The organism is Mesorhizobium sp. M0664, assembly GCF_040320565.1.
GTDB lineage: Bacteria > Pseudomonadota > Alphaproteobacteria > Rhizobiales > Rhizobiaceae > Mesorhizobium.
In genome coordinates this window covers 45,496-61,798 of the sequence record NZ_JAMYPW010000037.1, presented here as the reverse complement: position 1 = coordinate 61,798, position 16,303 = coordinate 45,496, and the positions used below count along the sequence as shown (strand labels likewise).

Annotated in this window: 21 protein-coding genes; 17 read left to right on the top strand and 4 right to left on the bottom strand. The window is 62.0% G+C overall.

Annotated features, from left to right (window positions below):
• The 8 genes from NKI39_RS25375 to NKI39_RS25340 form a co-directional block, all read left to right on the top strand.
• Window positions 1–197, top strand: a 197-nt coding sequence (locus NKI39_RS25375) for a hypothetical protein (protein ID WP_352835232.1), incomplete at its 5' end; no start/stop codon positions are given.
• A 2-nt stretch (window positions 198–199) separates the two neighbouring features.
• Entirely contained in the window at window positions 200–1,501 is a 1,302-nt protein-coding gene (locus NKI39_RS25370; RefSeq protein ID WP_352835229.1) for a portal protein, read from the top strand.
• Between the two features lie 75 nt (window positions 1,502–1,576).
• On the top strand, window positions 1,577–1,942 hold the full coding sequence (locus NKI39_RS25365; protein WP_352835225.1) for a hypothetical protein: 366 nt from the start codon (window positions 1,577–1,579) through the stop codon (window positions 1,940–1,942).
• Window positions 1,939–2,259, top strand: coding sequence for a Bbp19 family protein (locus tag NKI39_RS25360; protein ID WP_352816921.1), 321 nt, complete (start codon window positions 1,939–1,941; stop codon window positions 2,257–2,259). The genes NKI39_RS25365 and NKI39_RS25360 overlap by 4 nt, the downstream gene beginning before the upstream one ends.
• 37 nt (window positions 2,260–2,296) lie before the next feature.
• On the top strand, window positions 2,297–2,578 hold the full coding sequence (locus NKI39_RS25355) for a hypothetical protein (RefSeq protein ID WP_352501182.1): 282 nt from the start codon (window positions 2,297–2,299) through the stop codon (window positions 2,576–2,578).
• Window positions 2,579–2,581: 3 nt separating this feature from the next.
• Entirely contained in the window at window positions 2,582–3,019 is a 438-nt protein-coding gene (locus tag NKI39_RS25350) for a hypothetical protein (protein WP_352835221.1), read from the top strand.
• A 202-nt stretch (window positions 3,020–3,221) separates the two neighbouring features.
• Complete coding sequence (locus tag NKI39_RS25345; protein ID WP_352816918.1) at window positions 3,222–3,539, top strand: SMI1/KNR4 family protein; 318 nt, start codon at window positions 3,222–3,224, stop codon at window positions 3,537–3,539.
• Window positions 3,540–3,704: 165 nt separating this feature from the next.
• A complete protein-coding gene (locus NKI39_RS25340; protein WP_352816916.1) occupies window positions 3,705–4,019 on the top strand; it encodes a hypothetical protein in 315 nt (104 codons plus the stop codon).
• Window positions 4,020–4,047: 28 nt separating this feature from the next.
• Here NKI39_RS25340 and NKI39_RS25335 read toward each other — a convergent pair whose 3' ends face one another.
• The 4 genes from NKI39_RS25335 to NKI39_RS25320 all read right to left on the bottom strand — a co-directional run bounded on the left by NKI39_RS25335 (window position 4,048) and on the right by NKI39_RS25320 (window position 5,705).
• Window positions 4,048–4,350 carry a hypothetical protein gene (locus tag NKI39_RS25335; protein ID WP_352835218.1) on the bottom strand — a complete coding sequence of 101 codons (303 nt, stop codon included), beginning with the start codon at window positions 4,348–4,350 and terminating at the stop codon, window positions 4,048–4,050.
• 244 nt (window positions 4,351–4,594) lie between these two features.
• Window positions 4,595–4,915, bottom strand: a complete 321-nt coding sequence (locus NKI39_RS25330) for a YMGG-like glycine zipper-containing protein (RefSeq protein WP_352458164.1) — start codon at window positions 4,913–4,915, stop codon at window positions 4,595–4,597.
• A 195-nt stretch (window positions 4,916–5,110) separates the two neighbouring features.
• On the bottom strand, window positions 5,111–5,512 hold the full coding sequence (locus NKI39_RS25325; RefSeq protein ID WP_352541138.1) for a type II toxin-antitoxin system HicB family antitoxin: 402 nt from the start codon (window positions 5,510–5,512) through the stop codon (window positions 5,111–5,113).
• A gap of 4 nt (window positions 5,513–5,516) precedes the next feature.
• A complete protein-coding gene (locus tag NKI39_RS25320) occupies window positions 5,517–5,705 on the bottom strand; it encodes a type II toxin-antitoxin system HicA family toxin (RefSeq protein WP_352835216.1) in 189 nt (62 codons plus the stop codon).
• 110 nt (window positions 5,706–5,815) lie between these two features.
• On the opposite strand from NKI39_RS25320, the gene NKI39_RS25315 reads away from it, so the two are divergent.
• From NKI39_RS25315 to NKI39_RS25275, 9 genes are all read left to right on the top strand, one after another.
• Window positions 5,816–6,388, top strand: coding sequence for a hypothetical protein (locus tag NKI39_RS25315; protein ID WP_352835213.1), 573 nt, complete (start codon window positions 5,816–5,818; stop codon window positions 6,386–6,388).
• Window positions 6,389–6,596: 208 nt separating this feature from the next.
• On the top strand, window positions 6,597–7,505 hold the full coding sequence (locus NKI39_RS25310) for a hypothetical protein (protein ID WP_352835211.1): 909 nt from the start codon (window positions 6,597–6,599) through the stop codon (window positions 7,503–7,505).
• Between the two features lie 23 nt (window positions 7,506–7,528).
• Entirely contained in the window at window positions 7,529–8,518 is a 990-nt protein-coding gene (locus tag NKI39_RS25305; protein ID WP_352458159.1) for a Coat protein, read from the top strand.
• Between the two features lie 201 nt (window positions 8,519–8,719).
• The gene (locus NKI39_RS25300; RefSeq protein ID WP_031211513.1) at window positions 8,720–8,965 is read left to right on the top strand and encodes a hypothetical protein; all 246 of its coding nucleotides are present in this window, start codon (window positions 8,720–8,722) and stop codon (window positions 8,963–8,965) included.
• Window positions 8,966–9,255: 290 nt separating this feature from the next.
• Complete coding sequence (locus NKI39_RS25295; protein WP_352835208.1) at window positions 9,256–9,858, top strand: phage connector family protein; 603 nt, start codon at window positions 9,256–9,258, stop codon at window positions 9,856–9,858.
• Entirely contained in the window at window positions 9,855–12,308 is a 2,454-nt protein-coding gene (locus tag NKI39_RS25290; protein WP_352835205.1) for a phage tail protein, read from the top strand. Before NKI39_RS25295 ends, NKI39_RS25290 begins: the two co-directional genes overlap by 4 nt.
• Before the next feature lie 206 nt (window positions 12,309–12,514).
• Window positions 12,515–13,123: a hypothetical protein gene (locus NKI39_RS25285; protein ID WP_352835202.1), complete on the top strand. Its 609-nt coding sequence runs from the start codon at window positions 12,515–12,517 to the stop codon at window positions 13,121–13,123.
• A gap of 62 nt (window positions 13,124–13,185) precedes the next feature.
• Window positions 13,186–13,677 (top strand): hypothetical protein, encoded by a 492-nt coding sequence (locus NKI39_RS25280; protein WP_352501172.1) that lies wholly within the window; start codon window positions 13,186–13,188, stop codon window positions 13,675–13,677.
• Window positions 13,677–16,298: a hypothetical protein gene (locus NKI39_RS25275; protein WP_352835199.1), complete on the top strand. Its 2,622-nt coding sequence runs from the start codon at window positions 13,677–13,679 to the stop codon at window positions 16,296–16,298. The genes NKI39_RS25280 and NKI39_RS25275 overlap by 1 nt, the downstream gene beginning before the upstream one ends.
• Window positions 16,299–16,303 lie beyond the last annotated feature (5 nt).

Below are 16,303 nucleotides of genomic sequence, written 5' to 3'. Positions count from 1 at the left end.
GGCACCGCGCCAAAGTAGCTCTCAAGGCAGGAAATGGCAGTCGCTCCTTCGCTCAACTGCCTCTCCAAAGAATCCTTTCTCAGCCCAAACTCAACCCCAAAATCGCCATATGCGATTCCCCTGCCCTCAAGTGGGAGATTGGTAGTTTCGACGTCCCGCCATCTTTCTTTTCCCATTCACCCATCAAGCGAGGCTGACCATGAGCGATTCCCGTGCTCGCGATATCCTGTCGCGACAGGCTGAACTGGAGAGCGAGCGCAGCCAGTACGAGCATGTCTGGGAGGCGGTGTCCGAATTCTGCGATCCCGACGCGCCCGACATGTGGAGTGGCCGCCGTCAGGCCGGCGTCGATTCGCAGGCCGAGCGGCAGGAGCGGCGCGGTGCGCGTGTCTACGCCAATACCATCAACTCGGCCGCCAACCGGCTGGCCGCCGGGCTGGAAAGCCTGATCATCCCGCAGTCGGAGAAATGGCATGGGCTGTCGACCGCGGCCATCAACGACCAAGAAACCGACGAGGAGAAGGAATGGGCGGAAGCGCTGCGCGACTTCCTGTTCTCGCTGCGCTACTCCGCCAATTCCAATTTCGTGCCGGCAACGCAGGCCTGCCTGCGCAATGTCGTGCGCTATGGCCCGGCCTATCTCTATGCCGAGGAAGGTTTTGGCGGCACGCTGATCCGCTATGCCTCAATCCCTGTGGTCGAAGGCTATCTCTCGCGCAACCGCTGGGGCCAGGTCGATATTTTCCACCGCCGATACGAGCGCACGGCAAGACAGGCGGCGCAACTGCTCGGCTATGACAGACTGCCGGCGCGGATCAAAATCCTGGTCGACGACCCCGCCAAATGCGAGACGAAAATCTCGCTGATCCAGTGCATCCAGCCGCGCGACGAGCGCAAGATGTACAGTCTGAGCGGCTCCTACCAGTATCTCGATACCGCGTTCGCTTCCTATCACGTGATCGAGGACGAGGAGGCGATCGTCAGGGAAAGCGGTTTTCGCTCGTTCCCGGTGTCGTGCTTCAACTGGCGCCGCTACGAGGGCGATCCGTACGGCATCTCGCCGACCATCGAGGCGCTGACGACGGTGCGCGAGGAGAACGCCGTGCGGCGCTCCGGCCTGCGCGCGCTGCAGCAGATCACCGATCCGGCGACCGCCTCCAAGGCAAGGCTCGACTATGTGCCGGTGCTCAATCCCGGCGAGAACTATCCCGGCCTCATCGACGATGCCGGCCGGCCGCTGATCGCGCCGATCGCCACCGGCCAGAACCCGACCTATGCCTTCAATTATGCCGACAGCCGGGCCGAGGAGATCCGCGACATGATGTTCGTCAATCTGTTCCAGACGCTGGTACAGAACCCGCAGATGACGGCGACCGAAGCCTTGATCCGGCAGGAGGAGAAGGGCGCGCTGCTCGGGCCGTCCGGCTCGATCATCCAGGCCGGCTTTGCCTCTAATCTCGACCGCGAGCTGGGCATTCTCGAGGACAAGGGACTTTACTAGGAAGACAGCCGCTTCCTGCCGCCGGCGAGCCTTGCCGGCAAGGCGCTGCGGCCGACCTTCACCGGCCCGCTCGACGTGCTGCGCCGTTCGGCCGAGGCGCGCGACACCATCCAGGTTGTCACCACGGCCATGCAGATGGCGCAGTTCGATCCCGGCGTGATGGACAATATCGACGGCGACGCGGCGCTGAAGATCGTGCAGGGCGCCGGCCGCAGTCCGCAGCGCATTTTTCGCCGCCAGGACGAGGTGGCGGGAATACGCGATGCCCGCGCCAAGGCTCAAGCTGAACAGGCCGGCATGGCGGCGATGGCTGCCGCGGGCAAGGTCGCCAGGGATGCCGTGCCGGCGGCAGTGCAGGCGCGCGACAGCGGCCTGCTCGATGGGCTCGGCGGGCTGATGCCGCAGGCTGTGCAAGATGCTTCGGGCGGGCAGGGCGCATGAGCCAAAAACGCTTCGCCCATTCCAGCCAGGCCGGCGGCCCGGCCAAGGCGCGGGATGCCCTGGCCAAGGCCTATCTCAGGGTGTTCTCGGGCCAGGACGGCGAAATGGTGCTGGCCGACCTGGCGGCCGCAACCGGCTATTACCGCCGCCCGTCCTATGGCGAGTGGCTGGCCAAGACCAAGACGCCGAACGGCTTCGAGCTGCACAGCGCGCTGAGCAACGCGCGGGCCGAAGTGGTGCAGCATATTATGGGGTTTTTGACGCTGGACGAGGCGCAACTGGCGGCACTGGAGAAGGCGGCGAGGGCGGAGGCGTAGGGGCTTTAGGAAAGCGTATGCTCAGGCGAACCCCGACGTGAACATCGAGGATGTAGTAATTCATCATCCGGCTGAGCAGCAATTACTTAAGAGGCTTCTAAATTTCCTATCGAAGAAAAAGATCAATTCGATAGAAAATCTACGCGGGATCCCTAAGGATTTAAATGATATTCTGCATCTTGTTATCATTAGGGGCGAAAATGACAAATTCTATGAAAAGTACCCGTATCCAACGGAGCAGCAGATTCTGGATCATTCTACAATGATGGATAAGAAATATGGCCATCATTTCGTGCCGCCTGTCGGAAAATATAGGTGAAAAATGGATTATTATTATGTAGAGCCATTTGTTGCTGGTGATTTTGGCAAAAATACGGTTCTCGATAACCGCGTTCACCCGCCGATTGTGCACAAACTTCACTACGAGATTGACGTTTGGATAGGTGATGTCCTGATAAGGAGTTTTCCCTGTTATCTTGTCACCAAAGAAGCCGAGCTGGAGCTGCTGAAGATGCGAGTTTCAGGGGCGACGTTTGCCGACGTCGAGGTTACTGCTTCGGAGTTGTTTCATCGGCTGCAGCCAGAAACAGAACTTCCAACCTTCGTCTGGATGAAGATCCATGGGCAGCCAGGACATGATGACTTCGGCATGGCTTCGAACCACACGCTTGTTGTTTCAGAGCGGGCGCTAGACGTGTTTGAGCGCCTCGGCAATGAGTCGGCCGGGATTCATTCATTCGACGGGCCGGAAAAGGATTGAATGATCCTAGTGACTTCGCAAGTCAGAGATTTAGCTGATGGACTGCAAAACCCGACCTAGGCACGTCATGCGCTTGCCCCTGCCGAAATCAGCACCGGAGACGGCGAGCTCGATTCTGCCCGGCTCGCACTGCCTCGCGATGTTCATCGACAACAGGGTACGCCGTGGTGGAATCAGTTGCTGAACACCTGGGAGGATAGCAGTGGGATATAGTTTAACCGAGGAACAGTTCGACGCACCGGCTGAGTCCGCAGTCGTCGATGGACTGGCCGCACGCTTGGGAGTTGCGCTTCCCAAGGATTACACCGACTTCCTCAAAGAGCATAATGGAGGCGAAGGTTTCATCCGCGATAACTGTGTTATTTTTTTAAAGCCGAAGAATTGGCTGACTTCAATCGAGAGTATGAGGTTGAAAAATATGCGCCAGGCATCCTCTTGTTCGCATCGGACGGAGGAGGTGAAGGCTATGGCTTCGACACTGAAGATACGGCCATGCCAATCGTGTGCATCCCATTCATAGGTATGGATCGGCAATCCGCTGAGACGATAGCGCGTGACCTCGCCGACCTATTTGCTCGGTTGGCGGACTGAAAATGAGCGCCAAAAATAGGTATTTGCGGCCCAGCCTTTCCGCGATCTGTGAAAGACTCATTTATTACGCCACCTATGATGCATGAGAGGTAATATGTCGACTGACCCACGTTATGGTGGACAGCCGCTGCTTAGGCTACTGGAGCTTTATGTGCTCTGGGCCATCGGAGAACTTTCTCAGGAGTCGGAGGATGGCTTGAAAAAGATGGGCCCCAAACTGCAATCTATCTATGGCGGCGATGGACAATGGCATGACGCAATAGCCCAGTCTGTGCACATGCCTGAGGGAATGCCGGCAGCAATCCGGGATATGTGGGCAAGGAACCTCAAAATCGCCCGCGACAATGATGTAACTCTCACACCGCAGAAATTTGCGGAGATGTTCGTGGACGAAAATTTCGTGGGTTGAACGGGTCTTCTCTGAGATTGCGCAGTAGCTAAGTTTCGCTCAAATCCACTGTGATCCGCATTGGACTCGTTTTGACGCCTGCCGGCCAACACCGCTGGACCGATTTCGAAAGCTGCCGGGCCGCCTCCGCTGCCGCTTCCGAATGTGGCTCATAGGATGCAACGGCGACCGATAAGACCTTGCCGGCCTTGTCCAGTGTCACCTCGAAAGTGGCTTTGACGTGATTGTCGACCGCCGTTACCGGCAAGATCAGACAATCGCCGATCCGCTCGACGCTGACAGCCTGTCTGGCGTGTGCGGAAACCGAACAAACAACCAGCAGTGAGGTCATCAAAAATCGCATCGTCGCCCCCTTTGGATAGCCGACGATAGCGCTGACCGCTAATCAGCGGAAGGACCAAATCATCGGGGGAAACGGATGCGCGAGGTTGACGCTGCGCCCCTCTCCCCGTTCTACGGGGAGAGCGATGCCGGCAGGCAGGTGAGGGGCGGTGCCGGCATTTCAGAAGTTTGCGCTGCCCCTCATCCCCCTACCGGGACCTCCTCCCCGTAAAACGGGGAGAAGGGGCTAACGATCAATAATCGCCGTTGTAGTAGCGGTCGTCGCAGGGGGCGGTGTAGATGCGGCCGCTGGTGCGGTCCTGATAGCGGCAAAGCTGTTCGCCGGGCGGCGGCTGCGGCGTGGTGGCATTGCCGACAACGGCGCCCAGCAGGGCGCCGGCTCCGGCACCGATGACCGTGCTCTTGGTGTTGCCGCCGATCGCCTGGCCGGCAAGCGCGCCGGCGCCGGCGCCGAGCAGCGCACCGGTGCTGGTTCTCTGCTGTGCTTCGGTCTGCGCGCAGCCTGCCAGCGCGGCGGTTACGAACATGGCGGCAATGGCTCTGGACATGGTCATCGTCTGATACTCCCTTGAAGTCTATGAACTAATTCGCAGGCTGATTTTGCCAAGTACGGTCGCATTTGCGGCGGAACATAGGCACCGTGCCTCACGAAATAAGACATGGTTGTTTTTGTCTGACGGCCTGATCCGCAAAGAAAGTAACCGAACAAGACCCAAAGAGCTTCATCTCCAGTCGCGCCTTCCAGGGCGCTACGCCGCCTCGATCTGCATTACCTTTTTCGCCGCAGCGGCCAGAAATCCGGATCGGCTGTAGCCGTGGCGCTCCGCATATCGGTCAATCTGATCGAGGACATCTTCCGGAATGGTGACGTTGACACGCACGACCTTCGCAGCTTCAGCTTTCAAGGGAACCAGGATGGCGACACCGCTCAGATTGTCCTTGTCCGACATCACTTCCTCCAGGGATGACGGCTCGGGAATGGCCTCGCCATCCTCGACCAGCCCCTCGACATGAAAGGCCAGTGCTTCCCCGGCCATGGCACGGGCATCATCCAGGTTGACGCCGGCTGTCACCAGGCCCGGAAAATCGGGAAAGGAGACGCCGAAGTCGCTGTCCGCCTGCTTGTGGATCAATCCGATATAGTTCCGCATTTCTCTACCTCAGCTTCACGCCGGATTGTTCTTCAATACTCTTGAGAGTGCCGATCGGGATGTTGCGCTTGGGATGCGGAACTGTCACCCGGCCCGGCTTGGATTCGTGCTTGAACTGGGCGTGACTTCCTTTTCGAGCCACTTCGTACCAGCCATCCGCCAACAGCCTGTGAATGACATCGGCGCTCTTCATGTTGTGTATAGATACACATAACTGATCCAAATGTCCATGAGCTTTTGCCGCTGTTGCGTGCGGCGGCCCAGCCGACCCCGTTTTCAATCCCGCAAGAATGGAGAAATCAAATGACCCGAGGTCTTGCCCGGACGCTTTCGCGTGCCGCCGCCAGAGAAGCCGGCCTTGCCCCGCCCAGGGCGGGGCTTACCGCCAGGACGACGGGGCAGGGCGGCGCCTACCGCACCGTCTTCTCCTTTAATGCCATGCCGGTGCCGGTCACCGATGCACTGGCCTATGCCAGCCAGAAGCTGTTCGATTTCATCGACGGCAAGATCCGCATCAGGGGCGGCACGGCAAGACTGCAGTTCGCCGTGCTGACTACCCGCGCGTCGACCATCAACGACAATGCCGCGCTGACCTGGTCGCTCGGCTCGACGGCAGCGTCGACCCCAGCGCTCGCCTTGACGATGATCAATGTGCTGGCGGCGACCGGCCGCACGCTGGATGGCGCCGGTGCCGCCCTGTCGAGCGCGTCGGTTGCCGATGTCGCCGCCGCGCAGACGCTCGACGGCACCGTGACGCCGGTCGACCTCTATCTCAACCTGGCGTTTGCCATCGGCACCGACATCGATGCCGACGGCACGATTGCCGTTACGGGCACGATCACGCTGCTCTGGGAGAACTGGGGCGACAATGCCTGAGGCGCTAATCTCCCCCCTTGAGGGGGAGATGTCGCCGAAGGCGACAGAGGGGGTCGGTTCGACCGGGCGCGACGCCCGGCGACAGATGAGGTCGGCGCTCCACGCGCGGCTACCCCCTCTGGCCTGCCGGCCATCTCCCCCTCGAGGGGGGAGATACCAAGCGTCGCCATCGGCTCTCCTCTGAAACGTCAACAAAAGGAATCTTCTCATGACAGATCTGGCAGACGCCGGGTCCGTGGTGGCGGCGCCACCGGCGGGCAACCTTGCACGGCCACCGGCCAACGGGGACAACGGGTCCGCCCCGCCTGCGGCCAAAAGCTGGTTTGACGGTCTTTCCGAAGGCAACCGCAAGCTTGCTGAAACCAGGGGCTGGACCAAGCCTGAAAGCCTCGATCGGGTCTTCGCCTCCTATGCGGAGCTGGAGCGGCAGCAGGGCGAGAGCCTGCGCGTTCCGGCAGCCGATGCAGCCGCGGAAGACTGGGACAGGTTCCATGCCCGGCTGCCCGAGGCGATGCGTCCGCTGACCTCGCCCGACAAGGTCGAGTACCGGCGCCCCGACGGGCTCCCCGAAAACTTCGCCTATTCGGACGAGCTCGCCAACGCGTCCAAGGCCTGGGCGGTCGAGGCAGGTGCTACCCCGAAGGTCGCACAGGCCTATCACGACCGCTTCGTCGGCTACATGGCCGAGCAGGCCAAGGCACAGCAGATCGCCCTTGCCCGCTCGGTCGAGACGACGCATGACGACCTCGTCAGGGATTGGGGACCGACCGGCAGCGATGGCTTTCGCCAGAAGCTCGAGGTCGCCAACCGGGCGATGAAAAAGCTCGGACTGGTCAATGCCTACAAGGCGAAGGGTATCCTTCTGCCGGACGGCGCCTTGACCGACCCGCAGATCGCCAAGGCGTTCCACGCCATCGGCGAGGCGATGTTCCGCGAAGACACGATCGACGGCAATGCTGCCTTGAGCGGAGGCAATCCCTTCAAGCGCAATGCCGCCGGCGAGCGCAACCTGACTGGCATCTCAGCCCTGGTCAAAAGCGACCCCGCCCGCGCCCGGCGGCTGGCACGCGAGGCCGGCGAAAATCCTGACCTGTGGATGCCCAACAATCCTCTTTAACCCAAACCTGAAGGAAGACAAAAATGGCAGACGCCTATACCCGTATCGCGGACGCGATCGTTCCGTCCGTCTATGCGCAATACTCGTTCGAGGAGCACGTCCAGTCGCTGGAGATTTACCAGGCCGGGATCCTGTTTTCCGACCCGTCGATCGCCTCGAAGCTCAGCCTGGGCGGACGTTCCGTCGACATGCCCGGCTGGAAGGACCTCGGCAACGATCCGTCCGAGCCGGTCAATGACGACCCGGCCGACTCGATCGAGATGAAGAAGATCGGCGCGCGCCGCGAAGTCGCGGCCCGCAATGTGCGTGCGCAGGCCTGGGGCATCCCGGATCTGACCTCGATCCTTGCCGGCGACGATCCGCAGAAGCTTATCGTGCGCCGCCAGACCGACTACTGGCAGCGCGCCAACAAGCTTACGCTGCTGGGCATACTGAAAGGCGTGCTGGCCGACAACATTGCCAATGACGCCGGCGACCTGGTGCGCATCACCGGCGCCTCCATCGTCGACACCGACATCATCGAGGCCGCCTATCTGATGGGCGACCGCGCCGACAAGTTCAAGACGATCTGGATGCATTCCAAACAGATGAAGGCACTGAAACTCGCCGACCTCATCGACTATGTGCCGTCGTCCGAGCAGGGCGGGCCGCTGATCCCCTATTACATGGGGCTCAGGGCTGTCGTCGACGACGACATTCCGGTTGCCGGCGGCGTCTACACGGCGTTCATGTTCAAGGACAAGGCAATCCTGTGGAACGAGCTGCCAGTCAATACCGAAGGCGGCCCGCTCGAGTTCGACCGCAAGCCGCGGCAGGGCCATGGCGGCGGCGTCACCGAAATGGTCGGCCGCCGGCATTTCGTGCCGCATGTGCCGGGCACCCGCTTCCTCGATGCGTCCTCGGCCGGCGAATTCGCCACCGATGCCGAGCTGGCACTGGCGGCAAACTGGGACCGCACGGCGTCGAGCGTCAAGCACATGACGTTCATCGCGCTGAAGACGACCGAGGCCTGATCGGGCGAAGGGGCGGGCGTCAGACGTCCCGCCCCTTCGGGACACCAGGTCGGCGAATCCCAAGTTCACCCGCTGCGCTGCGTCGGAGTGATGTGAATTTTGGCGTTCGCTACAACATTCATGTTGCCCTTTGGCCAATCGACGGCACCAAACAGTTACAAGAAGGGGCGATGCTGCCTTGTCTTGGTAAGGGAGGTCACCATGAACATGAAGTACAAAACAGTTCAGGAAGTGCTCCGAAAAGCGGGCATTGTCATGAGCAAGAAAGGGGAAGTTCATCGCATAAACTTCTTCAGCGGCCTGGAAGACACCGCCTACTACACGCCAAGTCTTCAGGACGCCCTGGACAGGGGCTTGGCTTTGGCGGGAGGTGCCGGAAGGGTGAAAGCAAGCGTCTTTGCCAAGTCAGCTGAAACAGGGATCTCGACCGGCGCACACGTCGGCTGACACAATTCAGGCAAGACATCGCCGCGTTGCGCGGCGGTGTCGTGAAACTGCAATAGCCGAAGCATTGCCGTCTTCCTTGCTCGAATGGGAAAAAGACGGCTGACGAAGCGTCTGCCACGCCGTTTCATGACGGGCGGGTGGCGTCGTGACGGCCCCCGTGCACGAGACGTGCAACGTTCTGCCCAAGCCACAAATCACAAAAAATCCCCAGCCGCTTCGAAGCGGCTTTTTGCCGTGGAGGCACCATGCCCCGTTTTCTCCGACCAACCATACAGACAGAGGCCTGAGCCATGGCCATCACCCCGCTCGACATCGCCAACATGGCGCTCGCCGTGCTCGACGAGGCGCCGATCGAAAGCCTCGACCAGGACGCCAAGGCGGCGCGCCTGCTCAATCTGCATTTCGACCTGACCCGCGAGGCCGAATTGACCAAGCATGCCTTTGTCTTCGCCATCCTGGCGGCCTCGGTCGCCGGCTTCGACACCGGCAGCGGCGCTGGCACGCTGAACTTCGCCTATGAGCTTCCCGCCGATTGCCTGCGGCCCTTGCCGCTCACAGGGAATGGCGAGCCGGATGGCGTGCCGCTCTCATGGCGGCAGGAGGCCGGGCTGATCTATTCGGATCAGGCCGGGCCGCGCATCATCCGCTATGTCGCCAACCTGACAGACCCCAACGACTGGGACGCGCTGTTCAGCGAAGTGCTGGTGGCGGCGCTCGCCATCAAGATCGCCCATCCCTTGACCCACAAGGCCAGCATGATCGACGTCGCCCGTAGCGCCTATGACAGGGCGCTGGATGCAGCCTACTCGGCCAATGCGATCCAGCGCGGCGGCAGATTTTCGACGACGTCCTGGGCTTTCCAGCGCGGCGACAGCCGGGGCGTCGGCCGATGACCACGCTCTATCCGGTCCAAGATGCTTTCATCCGCGGCGAGATTTCTCCCCGCTTGCATGCTCGCGCCTCGCTCGAGCTTTACCGGGCGGCGCTGTCGAAATGCACGAACTTCGTCACGCTGCCGCATGGCGGCATCAGGAAACGCGGCGGCACGTATTTTTGCGCGCAGGTGAAGGCTCCGTCAAAGGCGACACGGCTGATCCCGTTCATCTTCTCGGCCGATCAGGCCTATGCGCTCGAATTCGGCGATCTCTACATCCGCGTCTATGCCTATGGCGCGCGTGTCGGCACGGTCGAAGTCGTTTCGCCTTATCCCGAGGCCGATCTGTTCGACCTGCAATTCGTCCAGTCGGCAGACCAGATGTGGATCACCCACAAGGATCATCCGGTCAAAGTGCTGACGCGCACTGCGCACACGACCTGGACGCTCGCCGATTTCGTCTTTCTCGACGGCCCATACGACAAGATCAACACCACGGCCACGACGCTAACGCCGGCCGCAACCGGCAACGCCATGCCGGTCATGGCCTCGAATAGGCTGCCAAGCGGCACGGTCAGCAACAGCAACGGCTCATCCGACGTGTGGCAGGTGTTCGATGGCGACAAGCAGAAGGGGGAGAACATAGCGGGCTTTCCGAGCGGGTATCTGCGCTACCAGTTCGGCGGCGGGGCCAAGACGGTCGACGCCTACTGGATTACCGCCACGAATGATCACTCAGACACTGCATCGCCGACCCAGTGGCAATTCCAGGCCTCGCACAACGGCACCGACTGGACGACGCTCGACAGCCGGGACGGAGAGACCGGCTGGTCCAAGTCGGAAACCCGTTTCTTCGACGGCTTCAACAACACGGTTGCCTACGAATATTATCAGCTACTGTTTTCAGGTGGCGGCAGCGACGGAACCGCTATCGCCGAACTGGCCCTGCACGAATACGCGCCGTCGCAAACGCCGTTCGATCTCTCGGCCTCCTCGATCGTCGGCATCAACGACGGCATCGGCTTCCAGACCAGCGATATCGGCCGCGCCATTCGTCTGCTTGGCGCGGATGGCTTCTGGCGCTGGGCCAAGGTCGTTGCCCGGACCAGCACGACGGTGGTCACGGTCCAGTTGTACGGGCATGCTCTGCCCGATCTCAGCCCGATCATTCGCTGGCGTCTCGGCACGTTCGTGCCCGGCAAGTATGTCCAGAGCGGTTCGCTTTACGAGGAGCGTCTGGCGTTCAGCCGAAAATTCTCGGTCTATGCCTCGCAAACCGGCGATTTCGACAACTTCGCCACCGGTGAGAAAGACACCGACGCGCTGGAATTCGTGCAGGCAGGTGGCGGCCAGGCCAATGACATTACGTGGGTGGCGGAATCGGACGGTGCGCTGATCATCGGAACGCTTGGCGGGGTGAGGGCGCTGTCGGGTTCCGGCATCGACGAGGCGCTGACGCCGTCCTCGTTCAAGAACCGCCGGTCCCGGACTTTCGGTTGTGCCCCGCTGCGTCCCGTCGATGCGGGGCAGTCGTTCCTCTATGTCACCCGCTCCCGCAAATCGATCGCCGAGCTGACGCAAAACGCCACCGGCCGCTTCACCTCCGACGATGTCGGTCAGATATCGGAGCACATTCCCAAGAAAGGCGTCGTCGAACTCGCCTTCCAGACCGACCCCGATCCGCTGCTCTGGTGCCCGCTCGGGGATGGCGAACTCGGCGGCTACACGCACCAGCCGTCGCAGGACGTTCGCGGCATGCACATCCACCAGATCGCCGGAAGCTTCGCAGGATCGAACTGGGCCGTTGTCGAAAGCGCCGTGGTGACGCCCGGCCAGGACGGCAACGACGATCTCTGGCTGATCGTCAAGCGCACGATCGGCGGCGTGACCAGGCGCTATATCGAAATCAAGACCGCGCCGTTTGAGTATGGCGGGATCGGCGATGCATTCGAAGTCGACTGCGGCCTGACCTATGATGGCGTCGCCGTGGGCACGGTCTCAGGGCTTGATCATCTCAACGGCGAAACACTCGACGTCCTGGCCGATGGCAAGGTCTACAAGGGCCTTGCTGTGGCTGCTGGCGCGGTTTCGCTGCCCGGTGGGGCTACGGCAGCCAAATGGCAGGTCGGGCTCGGCTACCAGTCCGAAGCCAACACGCTGGAGCTCGACGTCGGCGGTCGCGACGGATCGATCGTCGGGCGGCGCAAGAAGGTGGCCAAGCTCATTCTTTCGCTGCTGGAAACCGACACAACCGGGCTTCAGGTCCAGTCGTTCATCCGCGGCCGCTGGGAGCAGGTTCGCATTCCGTCTGTGGTTGCACCCGACGGCATGGCGAAATTGTTCACCGGCAATGTCGAGGTGCCGATCGACGATAGCTGGGAAGGGCAGGGGCGGGTGAAGATCCGCCACGTCAATCCAACGCCCTGCACGATCAGGGCGATGACACCGGTGTTCGACGCCGAGCCTTAGAAACTGCTGATCTCCCCCCTCGAGGGGGAGATGTCGCCGAAGGCGACAGAGGGGGTCGGCACGTCCTGACGCGGCCTCCCATCGCAAACTGAGGGGGTTGGAGCTCCACGCGAGACGACCCCCTCTGGCCTACCGGCCATCTCCCCCTCGAGGGGGGAGATGGCCGGCTCCGTCTTCCATCGCTTCCCCAACCAAGGAACCCACCCGTGACCCCAACCCATGCCGAGCAACTCGGCAAGGCGCGGACGGCTGCCGATTTTGTAGCCGTCATCGCCTTGCTCGACACCGACCTCAACGATGCGATCGCCCGCAAGGGCGAGCTGGAAACGGAAAAGTTTGACGCGATCTTCGGCGCCGGAAATTTGACGGCGGCGCGTGCCGCATTGGACGACTGCAACGCTGAAATCGCACTGATCGAGAAAACCATCGAGGACGCGGACGAGCGCCGCGTTGGCGCCCCCCTGGACGAACCCCCCGCCGAAGCTGCCGTCGCCACGCCTGCGCCCGGCGACGAGGTCAGGACAAAGGCCGAGGCGCTCGGCGAGCGCTGGCGCACGGTCCACTGGCTGATCGAGCAGCTGCGCCAGGAGCTGTTCGCGGCCGATGCCTTGAGCCGCGCCATCATCGCCGCCAACGGCCTTTTCGATGCCGACGGCGCCGTCGACCTGAAGATCAACCTGACCACCATCCGGCGCACCGCCATGGCCGGCCCGCGGGCCGCCGCGCCATCGCGTCTCAGCCGCCCGGCAATCCAGGCCGACCGGCTGCTTTTGTCCTTCCTCAGCCCCGGCGGTGTGCTCGACCGGCGCCCGTAGGTCGGTGCGCCGGTCGACGGCATCAAAAGCAAATTCATTCCCGCCGGCGAACGAGGCTGACCATGTGCACACTAGCTCTTATCGGCACGGCGCTTTCGGTCGGCGGCGCGCTGGCGGAAGGCCAACAGTCGAAGCAAATGGCCGAGTACCAGGCCAAGGCCTATGAACAGCAGGCGCGGGCCGACGCCCAAAGCTCGGCCTTCGAGCAGGGCCAGGAGCGCCATAAGCAGGATCTGCTGCAGGCGCAGGCGCGTGCCCAGGCCGGCGCTTCGGGCGTCGCTATTTCTGGTTCGCCGACCGAGGTGATGGCGGCCAATGCAAGGCAGGGCCAGCTCGACCTCAAGGCGATCCAGTACGGCTCGCAGCTGCGCCAGAACGGTCTCGCCACGCAGGCGGCGATCGCGCGCTTTTCCGGCAGGCAGGCGGTGGGCGCCTCGATTTTCAAGGCCGGCAGCAATCTCGTGTCCGGCATCTCCGGCATCTACGACCCGGCCAAGGCGGTGACGTTCGGCGGAAGCGCCTTCCCGCCGGCGCCGGGTGGAGGCCTCTACTGATGGCCACCATCCCGCTCCAGCTTGCCCAGCGCCGCCTCGATACCGGCACTGTGGCCTCCTATCCCGACGGCTCGCCGGTGGGCGCCGCCATGCAAGGCTTTGGCGACGAGCTCTCGGCGATTGCCGAGCGCTTCAAGCAACAGAAGCAGCAGCAGGACGCGTTCGACGCCGACATTATCGGCCGCGAGCTGAACGCACGCATCGCCCACGCCGAGGCCGTGGCGGTGCAGACCGCGCCGGCCGACGGCGGCGGCCTGCACGACTTCATGTATGGCCAGCTCGATCCGCGCAGCGACGGCGTCGTCAGGCCCGGCCTGTTCGACCAGATCTTCGACGACACCGTAGCGAAAGTGCCGGAGGGCGAACGCGCCAATTTTCTCGCCCAAAAGCAGGCATTGCGGCTGGCCGGCTCGGCGCGCATGGCCGCGCAGCAGCACGCGCGGCGCCAGAACTATGAGCAGGCCGAGTGGAGCAAGGTCGAGGACGGCTATACCAGCGCCATCGCGCAAAGCGACCCGGACGACACAGAAACATTCGATGCCATCAGGCAGAGCGGGCTCGAGCTGATCGGCAAGATGGGCAACCCGGTGGCCCGCCAGGCCGCCGAGGCTGCCTGGCGCAGCAACACGGCAAAGGCGCTCGCCGACGCGATGATCGCCAAGGACCCGAAGCGTGCTGCGGAGGTGCTGGGGACTGGGCCGGTCTCAACGGACGGCAGGACTAAGGACGATACCATCGAAGCTGTGGGCGGACCTCGGGCGAGTGGGTCCAGCGTGCTGGCGACGCGCGAAGCGCCCGTAGGTGGCCTTCCGTCCGACGAAACACCTATCCGCACGGGTTCCGTGGGGCCCGTCGGAAATACGGCTTGGGCTGCCGCAGGACCCTGGATTGCCGACTTGTCGCCGGACACGGTTCAGGATCTCGGCCAGAAGGCGCAGGTAGCGACTGTGGCAAGCCTGGTCGATGCGCGCACGAACATCGACATCGCCTTGCAGAACGCGCCGGCTGCCATTGCCAATACCGGCAGCTATTCTGGCAAGACACCGGGTGCCGAAGACTTCACTGCCGTGTACGGCGCCGAAGATGGCGGCAAGCGTCTCCAAGCCTTCGACATAACGGCTGATATCGGCCGCGCGGTTTTCGACATGCGACCCGTCCCGAACCAGGCGATACACGCCCAGATTCGGGATTTTGAACCCGGCCCCTACGGCTCGCCGGAAGAGCGGGAGCAATATGAGATAAGGGCCGGCGCCGCGCAATTGGTGCTGGGTGCCAGGCGCGCCGATCCCGCCGGTTACGTCGGCCAACTGTTCCCGAACCATGCTCCGGACTGGGATAAGATCACAGCTCCTGAGGATTATAAGGCTGCCGTCACCTGGGCCGTCGCTGCTCAGCAGGAGTTGGGCTTCGACCGAATACTGCCAATGCCCTGGGCTGTAGCTGGCCAGCAGGCGGCGAAATACATCGACCAAGGCGTGCCGTTCGAAAAGCGCCTTGCCAAGTTGAGTTCGATCGTCCTGGCGGTTCGCGATCCTGATGCCCGCAAGGCGACAACCCAACAGATTTCTGTGGCGGCGGAAGCCCAGTGGCGAGCCAAGGCCGCCCAAGATCCGAACGTCGCGCCAGAGTCGTTGGAAGCCCAGGTTGCAGTGCTCAAGAACAGGCTGGCGTGGATCGGGGAACATCCGGCCCAAGCCCAGTACAGCACCATGCCGTGGCTACAGCAATTCGGCTTGGCGTTCTCGGATGTCGGCCGCCTCACGGCTAAGGGCGCGGCCGCCGGCGGTGCGGATGCGATCTCCGCCGGGCTGGACTCCGCTTGGTCCGGAGGAAACTACCAGAACCTCCTCGAAGATGAACAGGCCAAGACCGAGGACGCCGAGGACCGGGCCGGTTCGGCCGGTTGGGCGGCGGAAGCCCTCGGCACCGGCTTAAGCGGATATGGCCTGGCGGAGAGTTTGTTCGGTTTGCTGGGCCGGGCAAGCGTTGGCGCGGCGGCAGAGAACGGCTTGATCGGTCTTGCTGCCCGAACTGGCGTCGGGGGTGTGGCGGGTGACACTTATGGCGGGGCATACGCCTTCAACACAGGACAGAGCGTCCCCTGGGGAATTGCCAACGGCGCGCTTTGGGGGGCGGGCGGCAATGTCCTTGCCGAAGGGCTCAGTGCAGTTGGCAGCCAGGTGTTGGCAAGGCTTGCCGGGCGTTCTGCGAATGCTAAACCTGATATCGTACTGGATAGTGGGGCTCCCCCGGTTTCTGTCAATGCAGAAGAGATTCCGATCTCGACCGGCAAGGCCCGAGAAATAAGGAGGCCCTATACGCATTTGGAAGATCCTCCCAACGTTGCGTCCGGCAAGGATCCAACAAAGAAGCAGAGGATAGCTATTTTCGAGGAAAATAAAAGGGTGAATGATGGAATTTTGAGATCGGATGAGAGTGGTATAGAAATAATTCCAGCAAAGAAAAGCAAAAGAGGCGTAACTCCTCCAAAAAATGAAGCTCATATCGATCACATAGATCCGGTTAATCCCGCTGACAAGACAAAATCGTCAGGATCAAATAGCCATAAAAATCTTCGTCTTACGGCTGGGTTTGAGAATATAGAAAAATCGAATAAATAGGTGAC

What these genes read in the sequence shown, in the direction of transcription:
- NKI39_RS25320 (WP_352835216.1), bottom strand. Translation starts at nt 5,705, where the DNA reads ATGAAGAGCGCCGATGTCATTCACAGGCTGTTGGCGGATGGCTGGTAC.
- NKI39_RS25340 (WP_352816916.1), top strand. Translation starts at nt 3,705, where the DNA reads ATGTCGACTGACCCACGTTATGGTGGACAGCCGCTGCTTAGGCTACTG.
- NKI39_RS25290 (WP_352835205.1), top strand. Translation starts at nt 9,855, where the DNA reads ATGACCACGCTCTATCCGGTCCAAGATGCTTTCATCCGCGGCGAGATT.
- NKI39_RS25325 (WP_352541138.1), bottom strand. Translation starts at nt 5,512, where the DNA reads ATGCGGAACTATATCGGATTGATCCACAAGCAGGCGGACAGCGACTTC.
- NKI39_RS25275 (WP_352835199.1), top strand. Translation starts at nt 13,677, where the DNA reads ATGGCCACCATCCCGCTCCAGCTTGCCCAGCGCCGCCTCGATACCGGC.
- NKI39_RS25295 (WP_352835208.1), top strand. Translation starts at nt 9,256, where the DNA reads ATGGCCATCACCCCGCTCGACATCGCCAACATGGCGCTCGCCGTGCTC.
- NKI39_RS25350 (WP_352835221.1), top strand. Translation starts at nt 2,582, where the DNA reads ATGGATTATTATTATGTAGAGCCATTTGTTGCTGGTGATTTTGGCAAA.
- NKI39_RS25335 (WP_352835218.1), bottom strand. Translation starts at nt 4,350, where the DNA reads ATGACCTCACTGCTGGTTGTTTGTTCGGTTTCCGCACACGCCAGACAG.
- NKI39_RS25315 (WP_352835213.1), top strand. Translation starts at nt 5,816, where the DNA reads ATGACCCGAGGTCTTGCCCGGACGCTTTCGCGTGCCGCCGCCAGAGAA.
- NKI39_RS25310 (WP_352835211.1), top strand. Translation starts at nt 6,597, where the DNA reads ATGACAGATCTGGCAGACGCCGGGTCCGTGGTGGCGGCGCCACCGGCG.
- NKI39_RS25360 (WP_352816921.1), top strand. Translation starts at nt 1,939, where the DNA reads ATGAGCCAAAAACGCTTCGCCCATTCCAGCCAGGCCGGCGGCCCGGCC.
- NKI39_RS25300 (WP_031211513.1), top strand. Translation starts at nt 8,720, where the DNA reads ATGAACATGAAGTACAAAACAGTTCAGGAAGTGCTCCGAAAAGCGGGC.
- NKI39_RS25305 (WP_352458159.1), top strand. Translation starts at nt 7,529, where the DNA reads ATGGCAGACGCCTATACCCGTATCGCGGACGCGATCGTTCCGTCCGTC.
- NKI39_RS25280 (WP_352501172.1), top strand. Translation starts at nt 13,186, where the DNA reads ATGTGCACACTAGCTCTTATCGGCACGGCGCTTTCGGTCGGCGGCGCG.
- NKI39_RS25370 (WP_352835229.1), top strand. Translation starts at nt 200, where the DNA reads ATGAGCGATTCCCGTGCTCGCGATATCCTGTCGCGACAGGCTGAACTG.
- NKI39_RS25330 (WP_352458164.1), bottom strand. Translation starts at nt 4,915, where the DNA reads ATGACCATGTCCAGAGCCATTGCCGCCATGTTCGTAACCGCCGCGCTG.